Origin of the sequence: Burkholderia metallica (assembly GCF_001718555.1) — a bacterium.
GTDB lineage: Bacteria > Pseudomonadota > Gammaproteobacteria > Burkholderiales > Burkholderiaceae > Burkholderia > Burkholderia metallica.
Window position 1 is genome coordinate 867,520 of sequence record NZ_CP013402.1, and the last position, 21,765, is coordinate 889,284.

Annotated in this window: 19 protein-coding genes; 9 read left to right on the plus strand and 10 right to left on the minus strand. The window is 65.5% G+C overall.

The window, feature by feature from the left end; translation table 11 throughout:
* Window positions 1–115: 115 nt before the first annotated feature.
* Window positions 116–1,510, minus strand: coding sequence for an aspartate aminotransferase family protein (locus WJ16_RS19705; RefSeq protein WP_069258717.1), 1,395 nt, complete (start codon window positions 1,508–1,510; stop codon window positions 116–118).
* A 631-nt stretch (window positions 1,511–2,141) separates the two neighbouring features.
* Between WJ16_RS19705 and WJ16_RS19710 the strand changes: the two genes are divergently transcribed.
* A complete protein-coding gene (locus WJ16_RS19710) occupies window positions 2,142–2,747 on the plus strand; it encodes a helix-turn-helix domain-containing protein (protein ID WP_069258718.1) in 606 nt (201 codons plus the stop codon).
* Between the two features lie 227 nt (window positions 2,748–2,974).
* On the opposite strand, the gene WJ16_RS19715 is transcribed toward WJ16_RS19710, so the two are convergent.
* Window positions 2,975–3,361: a RidA family protein gene (locus tag WJ16_RS19715; RefSeq protein ID WP_069258719.1), complete on the minus strand. Its 387-nt coding sequence runs from the start codon at window positions 3,359–3,361 to the stop codon at window positions 2,975–2,977.
* Between the two features lie 515 nt (window positions 3,362–3,876).
* Between WJ16_RS19715 and WJ16_RS19720 the strand changes: the two genes are divergently transcribed.
* From WJ16_RS19720 to WJ16_RS19730, 3 genes are all read left to right on the plus strand, one after another.
* Entirely contained in the window at window positions 3,877–5,175 is a 1,299-nt protein-coding gene (locus WJ16_RS19720) for an MFS transporter (RefSeq protein WP_418219857.1), read from the plus strand.
* A gap of 329 nt (window positions 5,176–5,504) precedes the next feature.
* On the plus strand, window positions 5,505–6,677 hold the full coding sequence (locus tag WJ16_RS19725) for a porin (RefSeq protein WP_069258720.1): 1,173 nt from the start codon (window positions 5,505–5,507) through the stop codon (window positions 6,675–6,677).
* 118 nt (window positions 6,678–6,795) lie between these two features.
* On the plus strand, window positions 6,796–7,440 hold the full coding sequence (locus tag WJ16_RS19730; protein WP_069258721.1) for a glutathione S-transferase family protein: 645 nt from the start codon (window positions 6,796–6,798) through the stop codon (window positions 7,438–7,440).
* A 45-nt stretch (window positions 7,441–7,485) separates the two neighbouring features.
* Here the strand turns inward: WJ16_RS19730 and WJ16_RS19735 are convergent, their stop codons facing one another.
* The 4 genes from WJ16_RS19735 to WJ16_RS19750 all read right to left on the minus strand — a co-directional run bounded on the left by WJ16_RS19735 (window position 7,486) and on the right by WJ16_RS19750 (window position 10,632).
* Window positions 7,486–8,007 (minus strand): hypothetical protein, encoded by a 522-nt coding sequence (locus WJ16_RS19735; RefSeq protein ID WP_069258722.1) that lies wholly within the window; start codon window positions 8,005–8,007, stop codon window positions 7,486–7,488.
* A 222-nt stretch (window positions 8,008–8,229) separates the two neighbouring features.
* The gene (locus tag WJ16_RS19740; RefSeq protein WP_069258723.1) at window positions 8,230–8,685 is read right to left on the minus strand and encodes a sodium:proline symporter; all 456 of its coding nucleotides are present in this window, start codon (window positions 8,683–8,685) and stop codon (window positions 8,230–8,232) included.
* 112 nt (window positions 8,686–8,797) lie between these two features.
* On the minus strand, window positions 8,798–9,460 hold the full coding sequence (locus WJ16_RS19745; RefSeq protein ID WP_069258724.1) for a nitroreductase: 663 nt from the start codon (window positions 9,458–9,460) through the stop codon (window positions 8,798–8,800).
* Window positions 9,461–9,645: 185 nt separating this feature from the next.
* A complete protein-coding gene (locus WJ16_RS19750) occupies window positions 9,646–10,632 on the minus strand; it encodes a LysR substrate-binding domain-containing protein (RefSeq protein ID WP_069258725.1) in 987 nt (328 codons plus the stop codon).
* A 57-nt stretch (window positions 10,633–10,689) separates the two neighbouring features.
* Here WJ16_RS19750 and WJ16_RS19755 point away from each other — a divergent pair, with 57 nt between their 5' ends.
* The 3 genes from WJ16_RS19755 to WJ16_RS19765 all read left to right on the plus strand — a co-directional run bounded on the left by WJ16_RS19755 (window position 10,690) and on the right by WJ16_RS19765 (window position 13,778).
* On the plus strand, window positions 10,690–11,589 hold the full coding sequence (locus WJ16_RS19755; protein ID WP_069258726.1) for a DMT family transporter: 900 nt from the start codon (window positions 10,690–10,692) through the stop codon (window positions 11,587–11,589).
* Window positions 11,590–12,233: 644 nt separating this feature from the next.
* Window positions 12,234–13,388: a branched-chain amino acid ABC transporter substrate-binding protein gene (locus WJ16_RS19760; protein WP_069258727.1), complete on the plus strand. Its 1,155-nt coding sequence runs from the start codon at window positions 12,234–12,236 to the stop codon at window positions 13,386–13,388.
* An 87-nt stretch (window positions 13,389–13,475) separates the two neighbouring features.
* Window positions 13,476–13,778, plus strand: coding sequence for a DNA-binding protein (locus WJ16_RS19765; protein ID WP_069258728.1), 303 nt, complete (start codon window positions 13,476–13,478; stop codon window positions 13,776–13,778).
* 113 nt (window positions 13,779–13,891) lie between these two features.
* Here the strand turns inward: WJ16_RS19765 and ydiJ are convergent, their stop codons facing one another.
* The gene (gene ydiJ / locus WJ16_RS19770) at window positions 13,892–16,939 is read right to left on the minus strand and encodes a D-2-hydroxyglutarate dehydrogenase YdiJ (protein ID WP_069258729.1); all 3,048 of its coding nucleotides are present in this window, start codon (window positions 16,937–16,939) and stop codon (window positions 13,892–13,894) included.
* 152 nt (window positions 16,940–17,091) lie between these two features.
* Between ydiJ and WJ16_RS19775 the strand changes: the two genes are divergently transcribed.
* A complete protein-coding gene (locus tag WJ16_RS19775; protein WP_069258730.1) occupies window positions 17,092–17,988 on the plus strand; it encodes a LysR substrate-binding domain-containing protein in 897 nt (298 codons plus the stop codon).
* 33 nt (window positions 17,989–18,021) lie between these two features.
* On the opposite strand, the gene WJ16_RS19780 is transcribed toward WJ16_RS19775, so the two are convergent.
* Window positions 18,022–18,873: a LysR substrate-binding domain-containing protein gene (locus WJ16_RS19780; protein WP_069258731.1), complete on the minus strand. Its 852-nt coding sequence runs from the start codon at window positions 18,871–18,873 to the stop codon at window positions 18,022–18,024.
* A gap of 110 nt (window positions 18,874–18,983) precedes the next feature.
* On the opposite strand from WJ16_RS19780, the gene WJ16_RS19785 reads away from it, so the two are divergent.
* Entirely contained in the window at window positions 18,984–19,631 is a 648-nt protein-coding gene (locus tag WJ16_RS19785; RefSeq protein WP_069258732.1) for a LysE family translocator, read from the plus strand.
* A 79-nt stretch (window positions 19,632–19,710) separates the two neighbouring features.
* On the opposite strand, the gene sfnG is transcribed toward WJ16_RS19785, so the two are convergent.
* Window positions 19,711–20,814 (minus strand): dimethylsulfone monooxygenase SfnG, encoded by a 1,104-nt coding sequence (sfnG, locus tag WJ16_RS19790; protein WP_069258733.1) that lies wholly within the window; start codon window positions 20,812–20,814, stop codon window positions 19,711–19,713.
* Between the two features lie 36 nt (window positions 20,815–20,850).
* Window positions 20,851–21,414: an FMN reductase gene (msuE, locus tag WJ16_RS19795; RefSeq protein WP_069258734.1), complete on the minus strand. Its 564-nt coding sequence runs from the start codon at window positions 21,412–21,414 to the stop codon at window positions 20,851–20,853.
* Window positions 21,415–21,765: the final 351 nt, after the last annotated feature.

Here is a 21,765-nt window from a genome sequence, read left to right on the forward strand (position 1 = left end):
ACCGCAACCCAGTGCAAATTCCAGAACCGCTCGCTTGCACGGCTTGCGAAACGAAAGAACTCGTTGTTCAGACTCGATTGCCCGAGCAATTGCCTCTCAGGCGTCGACATTGGTATCAGTCGCGATTCGCCACCGTCCGGTCCGCAACCTCATCTACCGCCTGCTTCGCAAGCGCAACAATCTCGTCAGCGTCGTCTTTCGTCATCACCAGCGGCGGAGCGAAGCCGAGAATGTCTCCATGCGGCATAGCCCGCGCAATCAGGCCTCTCCGGAGCGCCGCCGCGGCAACTTGTGGACCGATCTTGAGCGCCGGATCGAATGGCTCGCGGGCCTCCCTGTCCTTCATGAATTCGAGCGCTGCCAGCATGCCGGTGCCGCGCACCTCACCCACCAGCGGATGAGCGCCGAACACTTCGCGCAACTTCGAATTGAAGTAGGAACCGACCTGGGCGGCGTTATCCACCAGGTTCTCGCGTTCGAGTATCGCGAGATTCGCCAGCGCGGCGGCCGCGCAGACCGGGTGGCCCGAATACGTCCACCCGTGCCCCATCGGCCCATGCTCCTGCGAGCCGCGCGCGATCACGTCCCACACCTTCTCGCCCACGATCACGCCCGACAGCGGCGCATACGCACTCGTGAGGCCTTTAGCGACCGTGATCAAATCCGGTTCGATCCCGAAGTGCTGCGCGCCCATCTTCGACCCGAGACGCCCGAACCCGCATACGACCTCGTCGCAGATCAGCAGGATGTCGTGCCTCTTCAGTACCTGCTGGATTGCCGGCCAATAGCCGGCAGGAGGCGGGATAATCCCGCCGGTGCCCATCACGGGTTCGCCGATGAAAGCTGCAATCGTATCGGCGCCTTCGCGCGCGATCAGCTTCTCGAGCTCGTCCACGCAGTAAGCAACGAACTGCGTTTCGCTCATGCCGGCCGGCGCCTTGCGATACCAGTGCGGACACACCGTATGCTTCACGCGGTCGATCGGCAAATCAAAATGCTGGTGGAAGCTCGGCAGGCCCGTGAGGCTACCGGTCACGATGCCGGAGCCGTGATAGCCGCGCTCGCGCGAAATGATCTTTTTCTTGTTCGGCCGACCGAGCACGTTGCTGTAGTACCAGACGATCTTGACCTGCGTCTCGTTCGCATCGGACCCCGACATTCCGTAGTAGATCTTCTTCATCCCGGCCGGTGCCCAGTCGATGATGCGCGACGACAGCTCGATGATCACGTCCGACGAGTGACCGACGTACGTGTGGTAGTACGCGAGCTGCCTCGCCTGCTCATGCATCGCATCGGCAACCTCCGTGCGGCCGTAGCCGATATTCACGCAGTAAAGGCCCGCGAACGCATCGATATAACGCTTGCCTTGGTGATCCTCGATGCGGATGCCTTCACCGCCCCGCACGATCTTCCCGGGTAGCGCACCGGTCTCGTGGTCGTACGCGTGCGTAGACGGATGCATGAAGTGAGCGCGATCCCGCTCGAGAAGTTGTTCGACCGACTGAGTCATGTTGCCTCCTGAAACAAAATCCGGTTATCGCCACACACTGCAAGCCAACCAATCTCGGACGGGGGCAACCGCGTTACTGCCAGCGTTCTAGTGGTCCTGTTGGCTTCGGCGAAATAGTTATGGATTCCTAATATATATATGGACCAGCAGTAGCCCATCTTCGTACTCGAAAGCCCCAAGGCCGTTTCGTGAGTTCAGAAGTCCGCTTCGATGGCTCGTGGTCCTGATGAGTCATAGTCCAACCATCGGGACCGGAGGGTGTCAGTGCGATCATCACGATCGATATAAGAAACATATCTTCTTTCGAAGATCATCGCAAGGCAGGGTTTGCGTGCACAGCCATCGCCTTATTCGTCGAATGATTGGCGCTGGATCGTCGGCCGAGATCACCGGAAATCCGCGCCCCCGGTTGCGGAGGCGCTTTACATACGGGCCGGAGCTGGCTAGCCGGCCACCTTTTCTCTCTGGAGCATCATTGCCCGCTCGCTGCTCATACCCGTCGGGGAACCATCGGGCGATCACGCTACCGGGGGACGCATCAGGATAGAAGCTGTCTACAACGCTTGATTGCTTCTTCTATGGTGGAGGATAATATCCTCTTGTTGATTCGACTTACCACCGGAAAGGGACTATGCAGCAGGGACAAGACACCGAATTGAGCGCATCGGACGAGAACGACTCGCTCTCGCGCGCCTTTGGAGGCCGTGTCCGCGGATTGCGGGAAGCTGCCGGACTGACCCTGGAGCAACTGTCGCAACGCTCCGGGGTCAGTCGTGCAATGCTCTCCAAAGTCGAACGTGGAGAGAAGAGCCCGACGATCGGCATCGCAACGAGAATCGCGCACAGTCTTCAGGCATCGCTGACCGAACTTGTCGGGGGAAATCTGCCCGGAGACAATACGGTGGTCATGCGCAAGGCGGCACGTCCGATCTTTCGCGACCCCGAAACGGGATTCGAACGCCACATCGTTTCACCGGCGACAGGCGGCGGCCGCGTGGAGCTCATCTATCACTATCTTCCTCCCGGCGTCACGACTGGCTGGCTTCCGGCCTACCCGTCCGGAACGGAAAAGCAGATCGTCGTGACGATCGGAAATCTCGTTGTGGAGTTCAGGGCGAAGAAAGAATATTTGGGACCAGGCGACTCGCTCTTCTTCCAGGCTGATGTCGAGCATTCTTTCGTCAATCAGACGGCGGAGCCATGCGGCTATTTCATGGTCATTTCTCGCCGCGCCTAGTGCCATCGCGCCTCGTCGTTCGGGCATCGCGGCCGTCAGGCAGTACACGGCCCACAACGTATTTGTGGTCGGATGTTCGTGGCACACCGCAGCTTCCTGCGAGAATCGATGGAATCTCGGTACCGCAACAGATCAAGGTGGCTTGACAGTCTGTTCGGGCTAAGCGCTTGATCGGGCGACGAACACAGATCAAAGGCTGTCCGTCGCTCGATCGGGATGAAATTGCGTCAGCGGGCCGCGACGGCCTGAATCTCCACAAGGAGATTGGGTTCGGCCAATCCGGCAACGATCACCATCGTAGTAGCGGCAGCGTGCCCCGCAAATCGCCGCTCGCGCTCCTTTCGATAGAACGGGACGAGGTCCGGGCTCGTGATAAAGCCATCGACCTTGACCAGATCCTTCACGGTCATCCCGGCATCGGCCAGCACCGCCACGAGGTTATCCCAGGCCAGCTCGATTTGCTTCTCCGGGTCGTCCGGAACAACACCGTCCGTCGTGACGCCCACTTGTCCGGAAACATACAGCCAGCGAGCGTCACCGGACGCCGAAGCGCCGTGACTGTAGCAGGAGAACGGCGGTGCAATGCTGGCCGGATTGTGCAACTTGATGCTCATAGCTAGCTCCTTCGATGATCCTGTTGAAGAGAAACCACGGATCGGCGCCGACAGTTCCCTGTTGTCGCTCGTGCCGGTACCGATCGATGACGCAGACATTCAATATGGACTACAAAATATAATGTGACGGCCCACGCACAACTTGCGTCCGATTTCCTCGGGTGGCCCCGCTTGTCTGCGATCGGCAGTCCAAGAAGATGCCCGCGGTATTACCTCTTGAAGCATTCGGAGAATAGATCTCCTATCGAAGATAGTCAATGCATAAATCGGACTTCGCGTGTCAACTGACCGACGGTCCCCAGCACGAGCCGCGCAACAAGATCCCGGCGCCCCCGGATTCATCCGCGACATGAATGGCACGTCGTAACGTGCTTGCATATCTTCAACCTCCACCCTCCCGATCTGCCTCGCCCCGGGTTTACGTGCAGCAGGGTCGCTTGCCGCTGATATTTGCATCTGCTAGTTTACTCTTCCAAAGGAGAATATATCTCCGACAAAAGAAATTCGGATTGCCATTGGAGGAAGACGTGAGTCACGCTGAAGCACAGCAGTACAAGGAAGGCGAGAGCGCGGGCCTTTTGGCCTTCTATCGCGGCATGACAGTCCCGGAGCGACGTACGTTCTGGGGTTGCGCGGTAGGGTGGACGCTCGACGGCATGGACGTCTTAATGTTTCCGCTCATCCTCGGTACCATCATGACCCTTTGGAAAGTGGATGCAGGACAGGCAGGACTGGCTGCGACCATCACGCTGGTCACGTCCGCCGTTGGGGGATGGATTGCCGGGCTGCTGTCCGACCGAATCGGACGCGTCAAGACTCTGCAGCTCACCATCGTCTGGTTCTCGTTCTTCAGCCTCGTCTGCGCATTTGCACAAAACTTCAATCAGCTGATCGTCGCGAGAGCGTTACTGGGACTCGGCTTTGGCGGCGAATGGGCAACAGGCGCAGTATTGATCGGCGAGGTAATCCGGGCCCGATACCGCGGTCGAGCAGTCGGATGTGTGCAGTCGGGCTACGCCGTCGGATGGGGGCTCGCTGTCCTGTCGCAAATGGCAATGTATTCGTTGTTTTCGCCGGCTGAGGCATGGCGCTGGATGCTCGCCATCGGAGCCGTTCCCGCGTTGCTGGTTCTGTACGTGCGCCGATATGTCGAAGAGCCGGCGGTTTCACGCCAAAGCCGAGCACGACTGGCCGCGCAGGGCAGTCACCCGAAATTCTGGGAAATCTTCGGTCGATCCCATATCAGGAGCACGGTCACCGCTTCGCTCGTCACGACGGGTGGCCTGGGCGGGAACTACGCGATCATGACGTGGTTGCCTCACTATCTGGCGACCGAACGACATGTCGCTGTCAACGCCTCTAGCGGCTATCTTGGTGCGTTGATCTTCGGCTCGTTCATCGGCTATCTCGCCGGCGCATATCTGGCCGATGCCATCGGCCGGCGAAAGCTCTTCCTCGCCTTTTCGGCAGGCGCCATGTTGATCGTGTTTTGCTATACGCTGATTCCACTTTCCGGCCCCGTGCTGTGGGTTCTCGGTTTTCCACTCGGCTTCCTGGCATTCGGTTACTTCTCTGGCATGGGCGCGTTTCTGACCGAGATGTATCCGACCCGGCTTCGCGGATCCGGGCAAGGCTTCTGCTATAACTTCGGGCGCGGTGCAGGTGCGCTCTGCCCCTGGTTGGTGGGCCAGTTGGCGCCGAAGCTCGGGTTTTCGACATCAATTGCGCTTTTCTCGATCGGCGCGTATGCGCTCTTCTTTGTCGGCACGCTCTTCCTGCCGGAAACAGCTGGAAAAGAGCTGATGGCCGATTGAACTGCAACTGAGACAGAAATCGCCGCCGCCCGCGACGTGGCTAGCGACTCGGTCCCGTGTATTCGTCGACAGATCGTGACGGTGACAAGGTCTTTTCCGTAGCAGCCGGAAGCGGACGACGCATTGAACGCCGCGCAGCCGTACCTGTTCGTATCGGGCCACACTCGCCGGTAATCACGCACCGGAATCGCGCGGCACGTCCGTTGCGCGCGCACCCATCTCCACCCTCGCCTCATAACGATCCGACAATTTATTGGTTCCCTCGACGACGCGCTGTCCGTATCGTTCACCGACTCGTCAGACCAATCGACCAACGGGGGAATCCAACAATGAAACAGATCCGTTCACTCGCACTGCTCGCGCTGCCGGCCGCGCTCCATGCCGCCGGCGCTCACGCGCAAAGCAGCGTCACGCTGTACGGCATCGTCGATGCGGGCATCGCGTACGTGCACAACGCGCAGAACGCGAACGGCAGCAACGCGTCGAACCTCGTCAAGTTCAGCAGCGGCAACCTGTCGGGCAGCCGCTGGGGGCTGCGCGGCACCGAGGATCTCGGCGGCGGCCTGGCCGCGCTGTTCCAGCTCGAAAACGGCTTCAACGTCGGCACGGGCGCGCTCGGCCAGGGCTCGCGCGAGTTCGGCCGCAAGGCCGTCGTCGGCCTGTCGAGCAGCACGTACGGTACCGTCACGCTCGGCCGCCAGTACGACCCGGTCGTCGATCTCGTGCAGGGTCTCACGCAGGACAACTACTTCGGCGGCGTGTTCGCGACGCCGGGCGACCTCGACAACTACGACAACAGCCTGCGCGTCAGCAACTCGGTGAAGTACACGAGCCCGCTGATCTCGGGCTTCCAGTTCGAGGGGCTGTACGGCTTCGGCGGCGTCGCGGGCGCCACCGGCAGCGGCCGCACGTACAGCTTCGGCGCCAGCTACGCGAACGGCCCGCTGTCGCTCGGCACCGGCTTCTTTTACGCGAACGGCGGCTCCACCGTCGCGAACGGCGTACGCACGTGGTCGAGCAGCTCGGACACGCTGTTCAACACCGTGATCAACCAGGGCTTCTCGAGCGCGAAGTCGATCCAGATCGTGCGCGTGGCCGGCCAGTACGTGGTCGGGCCCGCCACCTTCGGCCTCGCGTATTCGAATACGCAGTACGGCGCGGACACGCTGTCGGCCTTCCGCCAGAACGCAAAATTCAACAACGGTTCGGCGTTCTTCAACTGGCAGTTCTCGCCGGCACTGCGCGCGGGCGTCGGCTACAACTACACGTCGCTCACGGGCCCGGCTTCCGCGCACTACAACCAGGTCAACCTCGGCGCCGACTACGCGCTGTCGAAACGCACCGACCTGTATGCGCTGTTCGGCTACCAGAAGGCGAGCGGCAACACGCTCAATGCGAACGGCGCGGTCGTGAAGGCCGCCGCGTCGGTCGGCTCGTACGGTGTGAATTCCGGCACCGATACGCAGGAACTCGCGATCGTCGGGATTCGCCACAAGTTCTGATCGCGTCGCCGCACGACTGCGGCAACGACGACGACAGCCGGCAGGCGCGCACCGTGGTGCGCGCCTGCGGCGTTTACACTGTCCGCGTACCCGTTGCGCACGACACGAGGAGGCCGGCATGCTGACCATATGGGGGCGCCGCAATGCATTCAACGTCCAGAAGGTGATGTGGCTCGTCGACGAACTCGCGCTCGCGCACCGGCACGGGCCGGCAGGAGGGCAGTTCGGCGTGCTCGACACGCCCGGTTTTCTCGCGATGAACCCGCACGGGCGCGTCCCCGTGATCGACGACGGCGGCACGGTCGTCTGGGAATCGCACAGCATCCTGCGCTACCTCGCCGCGCGTTACGGCCGCCCCGGCTTCTGGCACGACGATCCGGCCGAACAGTCGCGCGCCGACCGCTGGATGGACTGGTCGCAGACTGCGCTGCAGCCGACGTTCCTGAACGGCGTGTTCCGCGGCTACTACCGCACGCCGCCCGAGCAGCGCGACACGGCGCGCGTCGAGCAGAGCATCGCGCAGTGCGCGCAGTATTTCCGGCAGCTCGATGCGGTGCTGGCCACCCAGCCGTTTCTCGCGGGCAACACGCTCACGCTCGCCGACATCGCGGCCGGCACGCACCTGTACCGCTATTTCGAACTCGACATCGCACGGCCGGACATCCCGCACGTGCAAGCGTGGTACGAACGGCTGAAAGCGCGGCCCGCGTATCGCACGCACGTGATGATTCCATTCGACGACTTGCGCGGGCGGCTCGACTGACCGCCGCTCCAGCGACGATGGATCGGCCCGGAATCACCGCACCGCCTAACGTCGCCGCATGCCGCCGAGTCCGCCCCCGCCGCCGAACGAATGCATGCCGCCGAATCCGCGCCCCGCGGTGCCGGCAGTGCCGGCAGGGAACGCGCCATGGTGAAAGCCCGCGCCGATCGGCATGCCGAAGCGGCGATGCTCGATCCCGTTGAACGGGCCAACGTGATCGACGTGGTGGAAATGGTGGAAGTGGTGCAAGCGATCGACGAAGACGAAGCCCACGCCTGCACCGATGAATAGCGGCGGCCCCCAGTACCACAGGTCGGCATACGGATAGTCCGCCACCGGATACCATGGAATGCTACCGTCGGGAAGCTGCACGAACTGCCACGTGCCGTCGTCCTGCAGGCACGCACGCCCGACGATTTGCTGCTCGGTGCCGTCGATGTTCGCTTGCGCGACGACCGCACGACAGTTCGCCGTGTTGTCCGCCAGATCGTCGTACGTTTGCGCAAAGACCGCCGCGGAACAGCCGAGACAGACGATTCCCATCCCGGATCGAAACCAGTTGCACATGATCGGCTCCTGCCTGATTGCCCCCGACCATTCGGTCGCCGGCGCGGCTCGACCCGCACGCCAGACCGGATCGTTCGCGCACGATTCACCACGCGGCCGCAACGCGCCGCCGCATCGAACAGGGTCTCCTGACGGCTAAACGATGCGGCGCATCCGGTTATTCCAGGGGTCCGGTGCAAATGATCGATGCGGGGAACCGCTAGCCGGCGTGCGGCGTGCGGCCTAACGCGTCGCGAAACGGTAAGCAGCCGCAGCCGCGATCCCGAATACCAGATGGGCCACGAGCGTGACCGCGCCGCGAACCGGGATGAACCACGGAAAAATCGTGGTGAACGCGTACAGGTTGACGCCGTACAGAATGAGGCCGAACGCGCCGCCTGCGAGCAGCGCCGCCGTAAGCGACAGGGTGCGGATCACCGTCGCCAGCACCGCCGCATAGGCCAGCGACAGCGCCAGATGCACGACGCTCGCCACCGCCATGACCCACGGATCGAAGCCGGCGGACGCGCCGAGCACGCCGGGCCCCATCACGATGGCCGCGGTGAGCCGGGTGTCGCGCAACAGGTTCCCGATGGCGTCCTCGCCGACGATCGGCCAGAGCAGCAGCTCGACGACGGTCGAGCCGACCGCCGCGCCGAACGCGGCCCAAAACACCGGGACGACACCGGCCCGTTTCAATCGACGCTCCCATCGCAACCGGCCGATGCGTCGCAGCGGCATGCGCGCCGTTCGCTGCGGCGCCGGTCGCGTAACGCGTGCCCGCGATACCGGGTGGAGCAGCCGCGCATCGTCACGATGCCTGTTCGCAATCCGTCCAGTATGCGAACGGATCGCGATGTTTCGGATAGTTCTCGTCGAGCCACTTCAGCAGCGTCGCGCGCGCATTGTCCATGTCGGCTTTCAGCGACGAGGTCGTCAGTTCGTGCACTTCGACGGACTTTTCGCGATCGACCACGAAGCAGTTCCAGTCGGGGCCGTCGAGATCCGGATCGTCGGACGCCTTCGACGACTTGCCCCAGCCGAACCCTTTACGCGCATCGATGTAATACCGCGGATGCACTTTCAGGTACGACATCTCGCCGCCCTGCAGGCTGCTCTCCGCGCGCAGCACATCGCGTCCGTCGACGATCTGCGTGACGTCCGGAAGCCGGCGCGCCCGCCATCCGGCCGGCAGCGTCGCGATGGCCTTGACGCTGTCGTACATCCCCCATTCCAGCCCCCAGGCTTCGGCCATGCGCTTCATGAATGCGTTCGCATTCGGATAGCCGCGCAACTGGATCCGGGTCGACAGCGTGACTTCGATCCCGCCACGCCCGTCGGCGGAGGCATCGCCCGCGCTCGCCTCGAACGGATTGCCCGGACGCGACGTGCGCGTCTCGTCCGTGGGCGCCATGCCCGAAAACAGCTGATCGAGCGCGGCACGCGCTTTCGACGATTTGTCTGGCCTGTTCATCGTTGCCCTCCTGGACATCCCCACGACTGCATACATGTTCGATTCACGTTCATCTCTTCCTCTCATCGCTTTCGCGGTCGCATTGTCGTCGATCCGGCACCCGCGGCCTAGTGCCGCGTATCGCGAACCGCTTCCATCGTCCAAACGGGCCGCCGCGGCGGGCCGTCATCGCATACCGTCCCGGGCTAGCCGCCCTCTTCCACCGCCGCCCGCATTCGATCCATCAACGCCAGCACTTCCGGCCGATTCTCCCCCTTCGCGTGGACGAAGTAATAGCGAAGCACCGAATCGACCTCGTGCCGGCTCACGCGCACGAGTTCGCTGCGCTTCAGATAGGCATCGGCGAGCGGCACGCGCGCGAGCGCGACGCCGAGCCCCGCCTCGGCCGCGGCCAACACGAGGTTGTAATCCTCGAAACGGCGATCCTGCACGCGCGGCTTGAACGGCACGCCCAACGCATCGAACCACGTGCGCCAGCCGGTCACGTCGGAATCGTGCAGCAGCGGCAGGTCGAGCAGCGCGGCATCGCCGCGCCGGCGGCGCGCCGTCGCCAGTTGCGCGGCGAGCCGCGGATGCGCGACCGGATAGAGCCGCTCGGGCATGAACGCGCGGGTTTCGAGCTGACGCCAATTGCCGCGCCCGTACCGGATCGACAGATCCGCTTCCCCGCCGGCGATATCCACGTTGCGCAGATCGATGCCGAGCTCGATCCGCAACGCGGGCGCCGCGCTCTCCAGCGCATGCTGGCGCTCGAGCAGCCAGAGCTGCGCGAACGCCGGCACCACGCTCATTCTGACCAGCCGCGGCGCACGCGGCGAGCGCCACTGATCGGCCGCACTGTCGATGATCGCGAACGCCTGTTCGATCCGGCCGACGAAGCGCTGGCCGTCCGGCGTCAGGCGCACGCCGCGCGCATGACGTTCGAACAATCTCAGGCCGAGCCAGTTCTCGACGGCGGCCACGCGCCGGCTGATCGCGCCGTGCGTAACGCCGGAGACGTCGGCCGCGGCCAGGAACGAACCCTCGCGCGCGACCGTGCAGACCGTCTCGAGGCTCGCGAGCGGCGGCCGCGCACCGGGCGCCGGCGCGGCGGCGGGCAATGCCGCCGTGCCCTGCTTCGCGCGGGCGGAAGCACCGGTCGGCCGCCGGTTCGAGCTGTGAATCATGTTCATATCCGGATGCTGATCTGTGCGCTAGCTTAGCATCTCGCCACGCCGCATCATCGGCGCATGAACACATTCTCCATCCCGTCGTCGCGCCGTGCGCGGCAGCCGCTGATCGCGGCCGGTGCGGTCGCCTTCACGATCGTTTCGTGGGCGTCCGCGTTCCCGTTCATCCGGATCGGCCTGCACGGCCTGACCCCGCTGCAGCTCGCGGCCGCGCGCTTTGCCACCGCGGCCGTGCTGATCGTCGTGTGGCTCGCCGTGCGGCGGCCGCGCGTGCCGACCCGCGGCGACGCGCTGCGCTTCGGGCTGTGCGGCTTTCTCGGCATCGCGCTCTACAACGCGCTGCTCAATACCGGCGAGCAGACGGTATCGGCCGGCGCCGCGAGCTTCATCGTGAACACGCTGCCGATCTTCACGGCGCTGCTGGCCGCCGTGTTCCTCGGCGAGCGCTTCAATCGCTGGGGCTGGCTCGGCTCGCTGGTCAGCCTCACCGGCATCGCGGTGATCGCACGCGGGCAGCCGGGCGGCCTCGTGCTCGGTGCGGGCAGCACGCTGATTCTCGGCGCGGCGCTGTGTTCGGCCAGCTATTTTGTGCTGCAGCGTCGGCTGATTCCGGTATACGGCGCGCTGGCGTGCACCGCGTACACGCTACTGGCCGGCGCGTTGCTGCTCGCCCCGTGGCTGCCGGGTGCGCTCGTGGCGCTGGGCAACGGGTCGCGCGACACGACGCTGGCCGTACTGACGCTCGGCATCTTCCCCGCCGCGCTCGGCTACGCGACCTGGACCTTCGCGCTCGGCTACTTCGGCGCGGCGCGCGCCGCCAACTTCCTCTATCTGACGCCGGCGGTCGCAACGCTGCTGTCGATGGCGCTGACGGGCGAGCGGCCCGGCATCGAGACGGTGTGCGGCGGCCTGCTGGCGATCGTCGGCGTGATCTTCGTCGCGTGGCGCGGACGTTCGTAGGCTCGGGGCCGTGTCGTGACGGCGCCGTCGCGCCCGACGCTCCGCCAGCGAGCGCGCCGGGATGAACCCTGGTCTCTGCGAAGCTGAATGCGTGGCGCGGGCGGTCGCGCCTGCGCGTCAACTCGCAGACGCGCGCGGACTTGACCGTTAGTTGCGTTAACGCAAGAGGATCGACGGCGAAGAAACACGGCGCGCAACCGGATGCCTACGCACAGTCGTCCAAACTGTGCAGACGAATCGACCGAACAGTTCCGGATTGACCGTACATCAGTGTCCATGGCTTCGTCCCGGCCGCGCGCCGAATAATGGGTGCAGCCATCGGGGCATCGACAGCGAGTCGCAGCCGGTGGCCTGCCGCGACGCACGATTTCCGGCATCCGGCGCCTTCGAATGTCGGCCGTCGGCCACGCCGTCACTGCTCCGCTACGCGATGCGCCGCAGCGCGCCAAATCGGGTTCATATATATTCATATGAATTGCACCGTATCCGGCCCCGTTTCGTCCGCCCGTTCGGGTCGCACGTCGAAAGGCAGGAGGCGATGCAAGTGAAACCCGTGATGGGTATGGAGACTCGCCCGATCGCCCCGACCTCGCCGTCGGCCGGTCGAGACGTCAATAGAAAGACATTCAATTCGGAGATGGCAGATGGAACGAAGCATTGTCGGCATGCGCTGCAAACCCCTGATCACCGTTGCACTGGCTGCCGCCGCGTTCGCGGCCGCATCGACCGCGATGGCCGACCAGGTCGTCAAGATCGGCAGTGTCGAACCGACGACGGGGGGCATCTCGCACCTCGGCAAGGACAACGAGAACGGCGCGCGCCTCGCGGTCGAGGAGATCAACGCGAAGGGGCTCGTGATCGGCGGCAAGAAGATCACGCTGCAGCTCGATGCGCAGGATGACGCGGCCGACCCGCGGCAGGCCACGCAGGTCGCGCAGAAGCTCGTCGACGACAAGGTCGTCGCCGTCATCGGCCACCTGAACTCGGGCACGTCGATCCCGGCGTCGAAGATCTACAGCGACGCGGGCATCGTGCAGATTTCTCCGTCGGCCACGAACCCGACCTACACGCAGCAAGGCTTCAAGACCACCTACCGCGTGGTCGCGACCGACGCGCAGCAAGGCCCGGCGCTCGCGAGCTACGCGCAGGCGAAGGGCGTGAAGAGCGTCGCGGTGGTCGACGATTCGACCGCGTACGGCCAGGGCCTCGCGAACGAATTCGAGAAGAAGGCGAAGGCGCTCGGCCTGAAGGTGCTGTCGCACGACGCGACCAACGACAAGGCGGTCGACTTCCGCGCGATTCTGACGAAGATCAAGGGCGAGAACCCGGACGCGATCATGTACGGCGGCATGGACGCAACCGGCGGCCCGCTCGCGAAGCAGGCGAAGCAGCTCGGCCTGCGCGCGAAGATCCTGTCCGGCGACGGCGTGTGCACCGACTCGCTGGCCGACCTGGCCGGCCCGGCGGCCGACAACGTGCTGTGCTCGCAGGCGGGCGCCGCGCTCGAGAAGATGCCGGGCGGCGCGGACTTCCTCGCGAAATACCAGAAGCGCTTCAACCAGGGCATCAAGTTCGATGCGCCGTTCGCATATGACGCGGTCTACATCGCGGTCGACGCGATGAAGCGCGCGAACTCGACCGATCCGGCGAAGATCCTGGCGGCGATGCCGGCGACGAAGTACGACGGCGTGATCGGCACGACGACGTTCGATTCGAAGGGCGACCTGACGCACGGGATCATCTCGATCTACGGCTACAAGAGCGGCAAGAAGACCTTCCTCGACCAGGTGAAGATGTAACCCGCCGAGGCACCGGCACGACGGGAACGCCACCCGTCGGCGCCGGCGCCGCGCAGGCCGATTTCTGATTGACGGAGACGAAGCATCATGTGCGCAATGGCGTATGCGGAATTCCAACAGGAGTTGAAGAAGGCGCAGTTGACGGCGCGCGAGTTCGCCGGCCTGATCCGGATGAACGAAAGTTCGATCACGAACTATTCGAGCAAGGGCACCGTCCCGTCCCACCTCGCGGTCATCGCGAAACTGATCGGCACGCTGGCCGCGCACGAGATCGATTTCCGGCGCGTGATCCGGCAGATGCGGATCGATCCGAAACGGCCGCGCGGCGGCGGCGTGTTTTCCGCGGCGGACAAGCCGCGCGCCCGGAAAACGGCCAAGGCCGACGCCTGAGCCCGGATGCGCGTCGACCGCGGCGCGGCGTTTGCCGCCAGCCGCGCGACGCTAAAGGGGACGTCATCTCACTGACCACGGGCCACGCGCCGCGCGCCGCCCGATCGTCGCCGTTACCCCACCGCCCGCACGTGATCGAGCAGCGCCTGCAACGGATGGCGCATCGGCTTCGACGACATCCGCTTCACCTGGCTGCGGCACGAATACCCGGTCGCCAGCGCCTCGCCTTGCGTGTCCGGCCCGTCGACGTGCGCGGCCCACGACTGCGCGTAGATCGTCTTCGACGTCGCGAGATTGCGCGCCTCGTGCCCGTAAGTGCCCGACATGCCGCAGCACCCGGCCGCCTGAACCTGCAAGCGCAGCCCGCGTCGCGCGAACACCTGCGCCCATTGCTTGCCGCTGTCGGGCGCATTGGTTTTCTCGGTGCAGTGCGGCAGCAGCCGGTACGACACGGGCAGGTCGCCGCCGGCGGCTTCCGGCAGCGCCTGTAGCAGCCATTCCTGCGGCAGCGCCACCGTCGGCACGTCGGCGAGCCCCGTCACCTTCAGGTATTCCTGCCGGTACGTGAGCGTCATCGCCGGATCGAGGCCGACGAGCGCGACGCCCGAGCGCGCCAGCGCGGCCAGTTGCGTCGCATTGCGGATCGCCGCCTGCTCGAACGCGCGCAGAAAGCCCTGCACGTGCAGCGCCTTGCCGTTCGGCGCGAGCGGCGCGAGCCACACCTGAAAGCCCGTGCGCGCCGCCAGCTCGATCAGCGTCGCCAGCTGCTCGGGTTCGAAATAGCGCGTGAACGTGTCCTGCACGATGACGACGCTGCGCGCTCGCTGCGCGTCGCTCAGCGCGGCGAGCGCCTGCGGGTCGGCCGGCTTCACCTGCCATTCGCGGATCACGGCCGCGAGATCGAAGCGGCTCAGCAGCGGGCTGTCGACCATGCCGACGTGCCGCTCCAGCACCGTGCGCACGCATCCCGCCCGCATCAGCCCGTTGTACAGCGCGGGCACCCGCGCCATCCACGGCATCGTGTATTCGAGCGAGCCGATCAGGTAGTCGCGCAACGGCCGCAGGTAGCGCTGGTGATACAGCTCGAGAAAACGGGAACGGAACTCCGGCACGTTCACCTTCACCGGGCACTGCCCCGCGCACGACTTGCACGCGAGGCACCCGGCCATCGCGTCGTACACCTCGTGCGAGAAGTCCGCTTCACCGTTGCGCGCCGCGCGGCTGTTGCGCCAGCGCGTGGCCAGGCTCCGCAGGAACGGCTGCCGCGCACGCGCGGCCGCGACGACGTCGACGCCGGCCTGCCCTTGCAGGCGCAACCATTCGCGCATCAGCGACGCGCGCCCCTTCGGCGACTGCACGCGCTCGCGCGTCGCCTTCCACGACGGGCACATCGCGTCGTCCGGATCGAAGTTGTAGCACGCGCCGTTGCCGTTGCAGTGCATCGCGGTGCCGTAGCTTTGCCACACGCGCTCGTCGATCTGCCGGTCGTGGTCGCCGCGCGTCGGCACTTCGTCGATCTTCAGCAGCCGCATCGCGGGCTCCGGCGGCGTCGCGATCTTGCCCGGGTTGAACTGGTTGTGCGGGTCGAACGCGGCCTTCAGCTGCTGCAGCGACGGATACAGTTCGCCGAAGAACGCGGGCGCGTATTCGGAGCGCACGCCCTTGCCGTGCTCGCCCCACAGCAGCCCGCCATGGCGCTGCGTGAGCTCGGCCACCGCATCCGACACGGGCCGCACCAGCGCCGCCTGCTTCGGGTCCTTCATGTCGAGCGCCGGACGCACGTGCAGCACGCCGGCATCGACGTGCCCGAACATCCCGTACTGCAGCCCGTGGCCGTCGAGCAGCGCGCGGAATTCGGCGATGTACGCGGCGAGGTTCTCGGGCGGCACCGCGGTGTCCTCGACGAACGGCTGCGGGCGCGCCTCGCCCTGCACGTTGCCGAGCAGGCCGACCGCGCGCTTGCGCATCGCATACACGCGCTTCACCGCGTCGTCGCCGGCCGCGAGCGTGTGGCCCAGGCGCTCCACGCCCGTGTCGGTGCGCAGATGGTCGACGAATGCACGCACGCGCGCGTCGACGTCGTGTTCGTCGTCGCCGCTGAATTCGATCAGGTTGATGCCGAGCGTCGGCCGAGCGTCGTCCTGCGGGAAATACTCGGCCACGCTGCTCCACACGAAGTCCTGCATCGCGAGCATCAGCACCTTCGAGTCGACCGTCTCGATCGACAGCGGCCGGTGCGCGAGCAGCGCGCGCGCGTCGCGCAGCGCGTCCATGAAGCCCGCGTAGCGCACGTTGACCAGCACCGAATACTTCGGGATCGGCAGCACGTTGAGCTTCGCCTCGACGACGAAGCCGAGCGAGCCTTCGGCGCCGCACAGCACGCTGTTCAGGTTGAAGCGGCCGTCGGGTTCGCGCAGGTGCGCGAGGTCGTAGCCGGTCAGGCAGCGGTTGAGCTTCGGAAACTTCGCTTCGATCAGCGCCGCCTTGTCGTCGCTGATGCGCCGCGCGGTGCGGTAGACCTTGCCGATGCGGTCCTGCCGCGCGCAGCGGCGTTCCAGTTCGTCGTCGTCGAGCACGTCGCTGTGCAACTGCTCGCCGCCCATCAGCACGAAATCGAGCTCGAGCACGTGATCGCGCGTCTTGCCGTACGTGCAGCTGCCCTGCCCGCTCGCATCGGTGTTGATCATCCCGCCGACGGTCGCACGGTTCGACGTCGACAGCTCCGGCGCGAAGAACAACCCGTGCGGCTTGAGCGCCGCATTGAGCTGATCCTTGACGACACCGGCCTGCACGCGCACCCAGCGCCGCTCGACGTCGATTTCGAGAATCCGGTTCATGTTGCGCGACAGGTCGACCACGACGCCGTCGGTCAGCGACTGCCCGTTGGTACCCGTGCCGCCGCCGCGCGGCGCCACCGCGACGTCGCGATGCGCGGGCTCGGCGAGCAGCCGCGCGAGCAGCCGGACATCGTCCGCATGCGCGGGGCAGATCACCGCTTGCGGCAGGCACTGGTAGATCGAGTTGTCAGTGGCCTGCACCGTCCGGTTCGCATGATCCGCGCGGATTTCCCCGGCGAATCCGGCGGCTTGCAGCGCGGCGAGAAAGGCGCGGTACGCGTGAGCGGGCGGGCTGGCGGGACGGGGCAACGGAGCAATCGACATGGGGTCAAGACGCAGTGTGGGTGGAACCGACCGGTTCGCGTGGACGAAACATGAATTTTCAGCAAGTTTCCGCGCAGCCGGGAATTCCAGTATCTTTGGATACTTCGCGACAAACAAACGAATTCTGCTCCAGCGAATATTGCATAAAACTCATGAATTACCGTCGCCTCACCCCGTCGATGTCGCTGCTGCTCGTGTTCGAGGCCGCCGCGCGGCACGAAAGCTATACACGCGCGGCCGACGAGCTGTCGCTGAGCCAGAGCGCGATCAGCCGGCAAGTCCAGACGCTGGAAGACCAGCTCGGCGTGCCGCTGTTCCGGCGCGAGGGCCGTTCGGTGAAACTGACCGAGGTCGGGCGGCGCTACTTCGTCGAGTTGAGCGGCGCGCTCGGGCGCATCCGCGGCGCGACACTGCAGGCGATGTCGCACCAGGCGGGCGCCGGCACGCTGCGCCTCGCGACCTTGCCCACCTTCGGCTCGAAATGGCTGTTGCCGCACCTGCACGACTTCTACGCCGCGCATCCGGGCGTAACCGTGCACCTTCATTCGCGGATCGGCGCGATCGATTTCCTCAACGACGACCTCGATGCGGCGATCACCGTCGGCGCGGGCGACTGGCCGGGCCTGCACGCGCACCGGCTGTACAACGAGTTCCTGATCGCGATCGCGCCGCCGGACGCGGGCAGCGGCAGCCGCCGCAAGGCCGGCGCACGGCCGCCCGCCTGGGCCGCGAAGCAGACGCTGCTCGGCGTGACGAGCAACCAGCAGGCGTGGGCGGAATGGTTTTCGCACTATCGGCTCGACCATCGGCAGATGCGCATCGGCCCGAGCTTCGAGCTGACGTCGCACCTGATCCAGGCCGTGCGGGCCGGGATGGGGATCGGACTGGTGCCGAAAGTGCTGGTGGAAGACGAACTGAGCCGCGGCGAACTCGTGTCGATCGGCGACGCGATCACCAGCCAGCGCAGCTACTACCTCGTCTACCCGCCGGGAAACGACACGCTGCCCTCGCTCGTCGCGTTCCGCGAATGGCTGCTGAAATCCTGCTGAAGTCCAGCTGAATCGCGGCCGCCGGCGCGCCGCTCAGGTGCGCCATTCGCCGAGAATCTGCTCGGCCAGGTAGTCGCACGGCGGGCGCGCGGATTGCGCACTGCGCGCGAGCACGACTTCCAGTTCTCCGAGTGACGGCAGCCCGTGGCTTTCCGACAGCTGCACGAGATGGTCGGGAATGCAGCAGCGCGCGAGCGGCGCGACCGCCAGCCCGGCTTCCACCATGCTGAGCAGCCCGAGGTGGCTCGGGCTTTCGTACGACATCCGGTACGGGATCTTCCGCCGGTTCAGCGCCTTGACCGCCTGATCGCGCGCCATGCTGCCGCCGTGCGTGAAGAACGCCACCGGCAGCGGCCGCTCTTCCCACACATTGCGCTTCGGCGAGCCGGCCCAGACGAGCGGTTCCATCCGGATCAGCTCGCCCGTCACGCCCTTGATCCGCGTGAGGCACGCGAGATCGACCGTGTTGTCCTTCAGCATCGGCACGAGCGCGCTGCTCGGCTGGCCGATCACGCGCACTTCCACGCGCGGATGCATCGCGGCGAACTTGCCGAGCACCTGCGGCAGCAGCGACGAAATGTAGTCGTCGGGCACGCCGATCGTCACGCGGCCGCGGATCTCCGGGCGCACGACCGACGCCCATGCCTCGTCGCGCATCGCCAGCATCCGGCGACCGTATTCGGCGAGCATCGAGCCGTCGTCGGTCGGCGTCACGTTGCGCGTGTCGCGGATGAACAGCGGCTTGCCGAGCGCGTCTTCCAGCGCCTTGATCTGCATGCTCACCGCCGACGGCGACCGGTGCACGGCCTGCGCGCCCTGCGCGAACGATCCGGATTCCGCGACGGCCACCACCATCGCGAGCACATCGAGGTCGAGCCTTTTCATGGAATTCAGAAAAACTGATTAATCAATTCAGTTTATCCCGTTTTACTGTTCTCCTCCACGGCCGGACAATGCATCTCGTCAGCCCTCACTCGTTGCAGGAATCATCAGACATGCATACGTCCGAATCGCTCTACGGATTTCTCGTCATCGGCGGCATGCTCGCGGTCACGCCCGGGCCGAACATGGTCTACGTGATGTCGCGCTCGATCGCGCAAGGTCGCACGGCGGGGCTCATTTCACTCGGCGGCGTGATGATCGGCTACCTGTTCTACATGTTCGGCGCGGCGTTCGGCATCACGACGCTGTTCATGAGCGTGCCCTATGCGGGCATCGCGCTGGCCGTAGTCGGTGCGGCATACCTGTTGTATCTCGCGTGGCAGGCCGTCAGGCCCGGTGGCCGCTCGCCGTTCGAGGTGCAGGCGTTGCCCAGCGAGCGGCCGCTCCGGTTGCTCGCGATGGGTGCGACGACCAGCGTGCTGAACCCGAAGCTCGCGATGCTGTTCATCTCGTTGCTGCCGCAGTTCATCGACTACCGGAACGGCAGCGTGCTTGGGCAATCGCTGTTTCTCGGTTCGCTGCTGATCACCGCATTCGCTTGCGCGAACGGGCTGGTGGCGATCTGTTCGAGCAGCATCGCGAGATTCCTGCACGGACGCCCGACGCTGCTGCTCGCGCAGCGCTGGGCGATGGGGCTCATTCTCGGCGGCCTCGGTGTGCAGATGGTGGTCGATGCGTCGAAGATGGCCGGGGTCGCGTAACGGCGCGAGAGAGCCCTCTAAACGGAATCGTCCGGCCGGGACGACATCGCCGGCCGGCCGCCGCACGCCGACCTCCGTATCACGCGGCCACCGCCTGCCGCTGCGCCTCGAGTTCGCGCACGAGCGGCAGCACGCGCTTGCCGAAATACTCGACTTCCTCGATGAAATGCAGGAACCCCGCGAGCACGAGATCGACACCGATCGCCTTCAGCGCGACGATGCGTTCGGCGATCTGCTGCGGCGTGCCGATCAGGTTCGTGCGGAAGCCGTCGTTGTACTGCACGAGATCCTCGAACGTCGACTTCGCCCAGTTGCCTTCGCCCTCCGGCGACGCGCTGCCGGCCTGCTTCACCGCATCGCCGAACGCATGCACGGCCTCGACGTGCGCGTGGCGGATGATGTCGTCGAGCACGGCCTTCGCCTCTTCCTCTGTGTCGCGCGCGATCACGAACGCGTTGACGCCGATGCGCACGCGATGGTTGTTCGCCGCGGCCTTCGCGCGGATGTCGTCGATCTGCGCCTTCAGGTTCTCCGGCGTATTGCCGTTCGTGAAGTACCAGTCCGACACGCTCGCCGCGTTGTCGCGCGCCGCGCGCGAGCTGCCGCCCTGGAAGATTTCCGGATGCGGCTTCTGCACCGGCTTCGGGCTCAGCGTGTAGTCGTTGAAGCGGTAGAAGTCGCCCTTGAACGTGAAGTTGTCCTGCGTCCAGATACCCTTCAGTGCCTGGATGAATTCCTTCGAGCGCCGGTAGCGTTCGTCGTGCTCGAGCCACGGCTCGCCGATCGCGGTGAATTCGCCCTTGAACCAGCCGCTCACGACGTTGATCGCGATGCGCCCGTTCGAGATGTGGTCTATCGTCGCGAGCTGCTTCGCGACCACGGCCGGATGCCACGGCCCCGGCAGGATCGCGGCGAGCACCTTCAGCTTCGTCGTCGCATGCAGCAGCGCCTGGCTGAACGACACCGACTCGTGCTGGTATTCGGCGCCGTAGCCGGCCGTGAAGCGGATCTGGCTCAGCGCATACTCGAAGCCGGCCGCCTCGGCCGTGCGCGCAAGCTGCTGGTTGTATTCGAGGCTCCAGTCGGTGCGCTGCTCGATCGTGCTGACGACGAGGCCGCCGCTGACGTTCGGTACCCAGTACGCGAATTTGACGCCGTCGGTGGAAGGATCGGTGTGGCTCATGAGTGTGTCCTGGTCGGAAGAGAAAACGCAGGCGGCCTACGCGGCCGCGACGGAAAGCGCGTGTGCGCGCAGTTGCGGCACCGCGCGCTCGACGGCCAGCGCGATGCGCGCGCGCAGCGCCGGGTTCGCGATCTGGTAGCGATCGAAATCGCTTTCGGACGCGTACACGCCGATCGGCAGCGTGCGGGCCTGGAAGAAGCCGAACAGCGGGCGAAGCTGGTGCTCGATCACGAGCGCATGACGCTCGCTGCCGCCGGTGGCTGCGAGCAGCACGGGCACGTCGATCAGCGCGTCGTGATGCACGAGGTCGAACAGGTGCTTGAAGAGGCCCGTGTACGACGCGCGATACACGGGACTCGCGACGACCAGCGCGTCGGCCGTCTCGATCGCGCGCAGGTGCGCTTCGAGGTCGGCCGGCACCTGCGCGCGCGTCAGCGCGCCGGCCAGCCGGCTGCCGATTTCGGCGAGTTCGATCAGCCGCGTATCGATCGGCAGCGCGGCGCCGAGCGCCGCGACGATCGCGTCGGTCAGCGCGAGCGTGCGCGACGGTCGCTGCAGGCTGCCCGAAATCGCGACGACGTTGAGGGGGGTATTGCTCATGCGATGCGTTCCCGTGGTTGAACCGTTGAGCCGTTGAGCCGCGTGTCGATTGCGGCGAGTCCGCTTCGGGTCAGCAAGGAGCGTGCCATCGACGCGACTGCATCACGGCGCGATCATCTGCATCGCGAAATGTATGCGTCGTGCCTCGCCGGAGCAGGCGCTCGCGCACATTCCGTGAAGTGGCAAGCGTTCCCGCGCGGCCGTCACATCGATATGCGCGGACGTGATGAACCGGGTGAAGCGGCGCTGCTGGCAGGCTGCTGATCACGCAGCAGCGCGCCTACGCGATCGCGCCGGATTCGCCGCGATGACGTCGCGGCGCAGCCGTACTTCCGCACCGTTGCGGGTTCC

What these genes read in the sequence shown, in the direction of transcription:
- WJ16_RS19705 (WP_069258717.1), bottom strand. Translation starts at nt 1,510, where the DNA reads ATGACTCAGTCGGTCGAACAACTTCTCGAGCGGGATCGCGCTCACTTC.
- WJ16_RS19710 (WP_069258718.1), top strand. Translation starts at nt 2,142, where the DNA reads ATGCAGCAGGGACAAGACACCGAATTGAGCGCATCGGACGAGAACGAC.
- WJ16_RS19715 (WP_069258719.1), bottom strand. Translation starts at nt 3,361, where the DNA reads ATGAGCATCAAGTTGCACAATCCGGCCAGCATTGCACCGCCGTTCTCC.
- WJ16_RS19725 (WP_069258720.1), top strand. Translation starts at nt 5,505, where the DNA reads ATGAAACAGATCCGTTCACTCGCACTGCTCGCGCTGCCGGCCGCGCTC.
- WJ16_RS19730 (WP_069258721.1), top strand. Translation starts at nt 6,796, where the DNA reads ATGCTGACCATATGGGGGCGCCGCAATGCATTCAACGTCCAGAAGGTG.
- WJ16_RS19735 (WP_069258722.1), bottom strand. Translation starts at nt 8,007, where the DNA reads ATGTGCAACTGGTTTCGATCCGGGATGGGAATCGTCTGTCTCGGCTGT.
- WJ16_RS19745 (WP_069258724.1), bottom strand. Translation starts at nt 9,460, where the DNA reads ATGAACAGGCCAGACAAATCGTCGAAAGCGCGTGCCGCGCTCGATCAG.
- WJ16_RS19750 (WP_069258725.1), bottom strand. Translation starts at nt 10,632, where the DNA reads ATGAACATGATTCACAGCTCGAACCGGCGGCCGACCGGTGCTTCCGCC.
- WJ16_RS19755 (WP_069258726.1), top strand. Translation starts at nt 10,690, where the DNA reads ATGAACACATTCTCCATCCCGTCGTCGCGCCGTGCGCGGCAGCCGCTG.
- WJ16_RS19760 (WP_069258727.1), top strand. Translation starts at nt 12,234, where the DNA reads ATGGAACGAAGCATTGTCGGCATGCGCTGCAAACCCCTGATCACCGTT.
- WJ16_RS19765 (WP_069258728.1), top strand. Translation starts at nt 13,476, where the DNA reads ATGTGCGCAATGGCGTATGCGGAATTCCAACAGGAGTTGAAGAAGGCG.
- ydiJ (WP_069258729.1), bottom strand. Translation starts at nt 16,939, where the DNA reads ATGTCGATTGCTCCGTTGCCCCGTCCCGCCAGCCCGCCCGCTCACGCG.
- WJ16_RS19775 (WP_069258730.1), top strand. Translation starts at nt 17,092, where the DNA reads ATGAATTACCGTCGCCTCACCCCGTCGATGTCGCTGCTGCTCGTGTTC.
- WJ16_RS19780 (WP_069258731.1), bottom strand. Translation starts at nt 18,873, where the DNA reads ATGAAAAGGCTCGACCTCGATGTGCTCGCGATGGTGGTGGCCGTCGCG.
- WJ16_RS19785 (WP_069258732.1), top strand. Translation starts at nt 18,984, where the DNA reads ATGCATACGTCCGAATCGCTCTACGGATTTCTCGTCATCGGCGGCATG.
- sfnG (WP_069258733.1), bottom strand. Translation starts at nt 20,814, where the DNA reads ATGAGCCACACCGATCCTTCCACCGACGGCGTCAAATTCGCGTACTGG.
- msuE (WP_069258734.1), bottom strand. Translation starts at nt 21,414, where the DNA reads ATGAGCAATACCCCCCTCAACGTCGTCGCGATTTCGGGCAGCCTGCAG.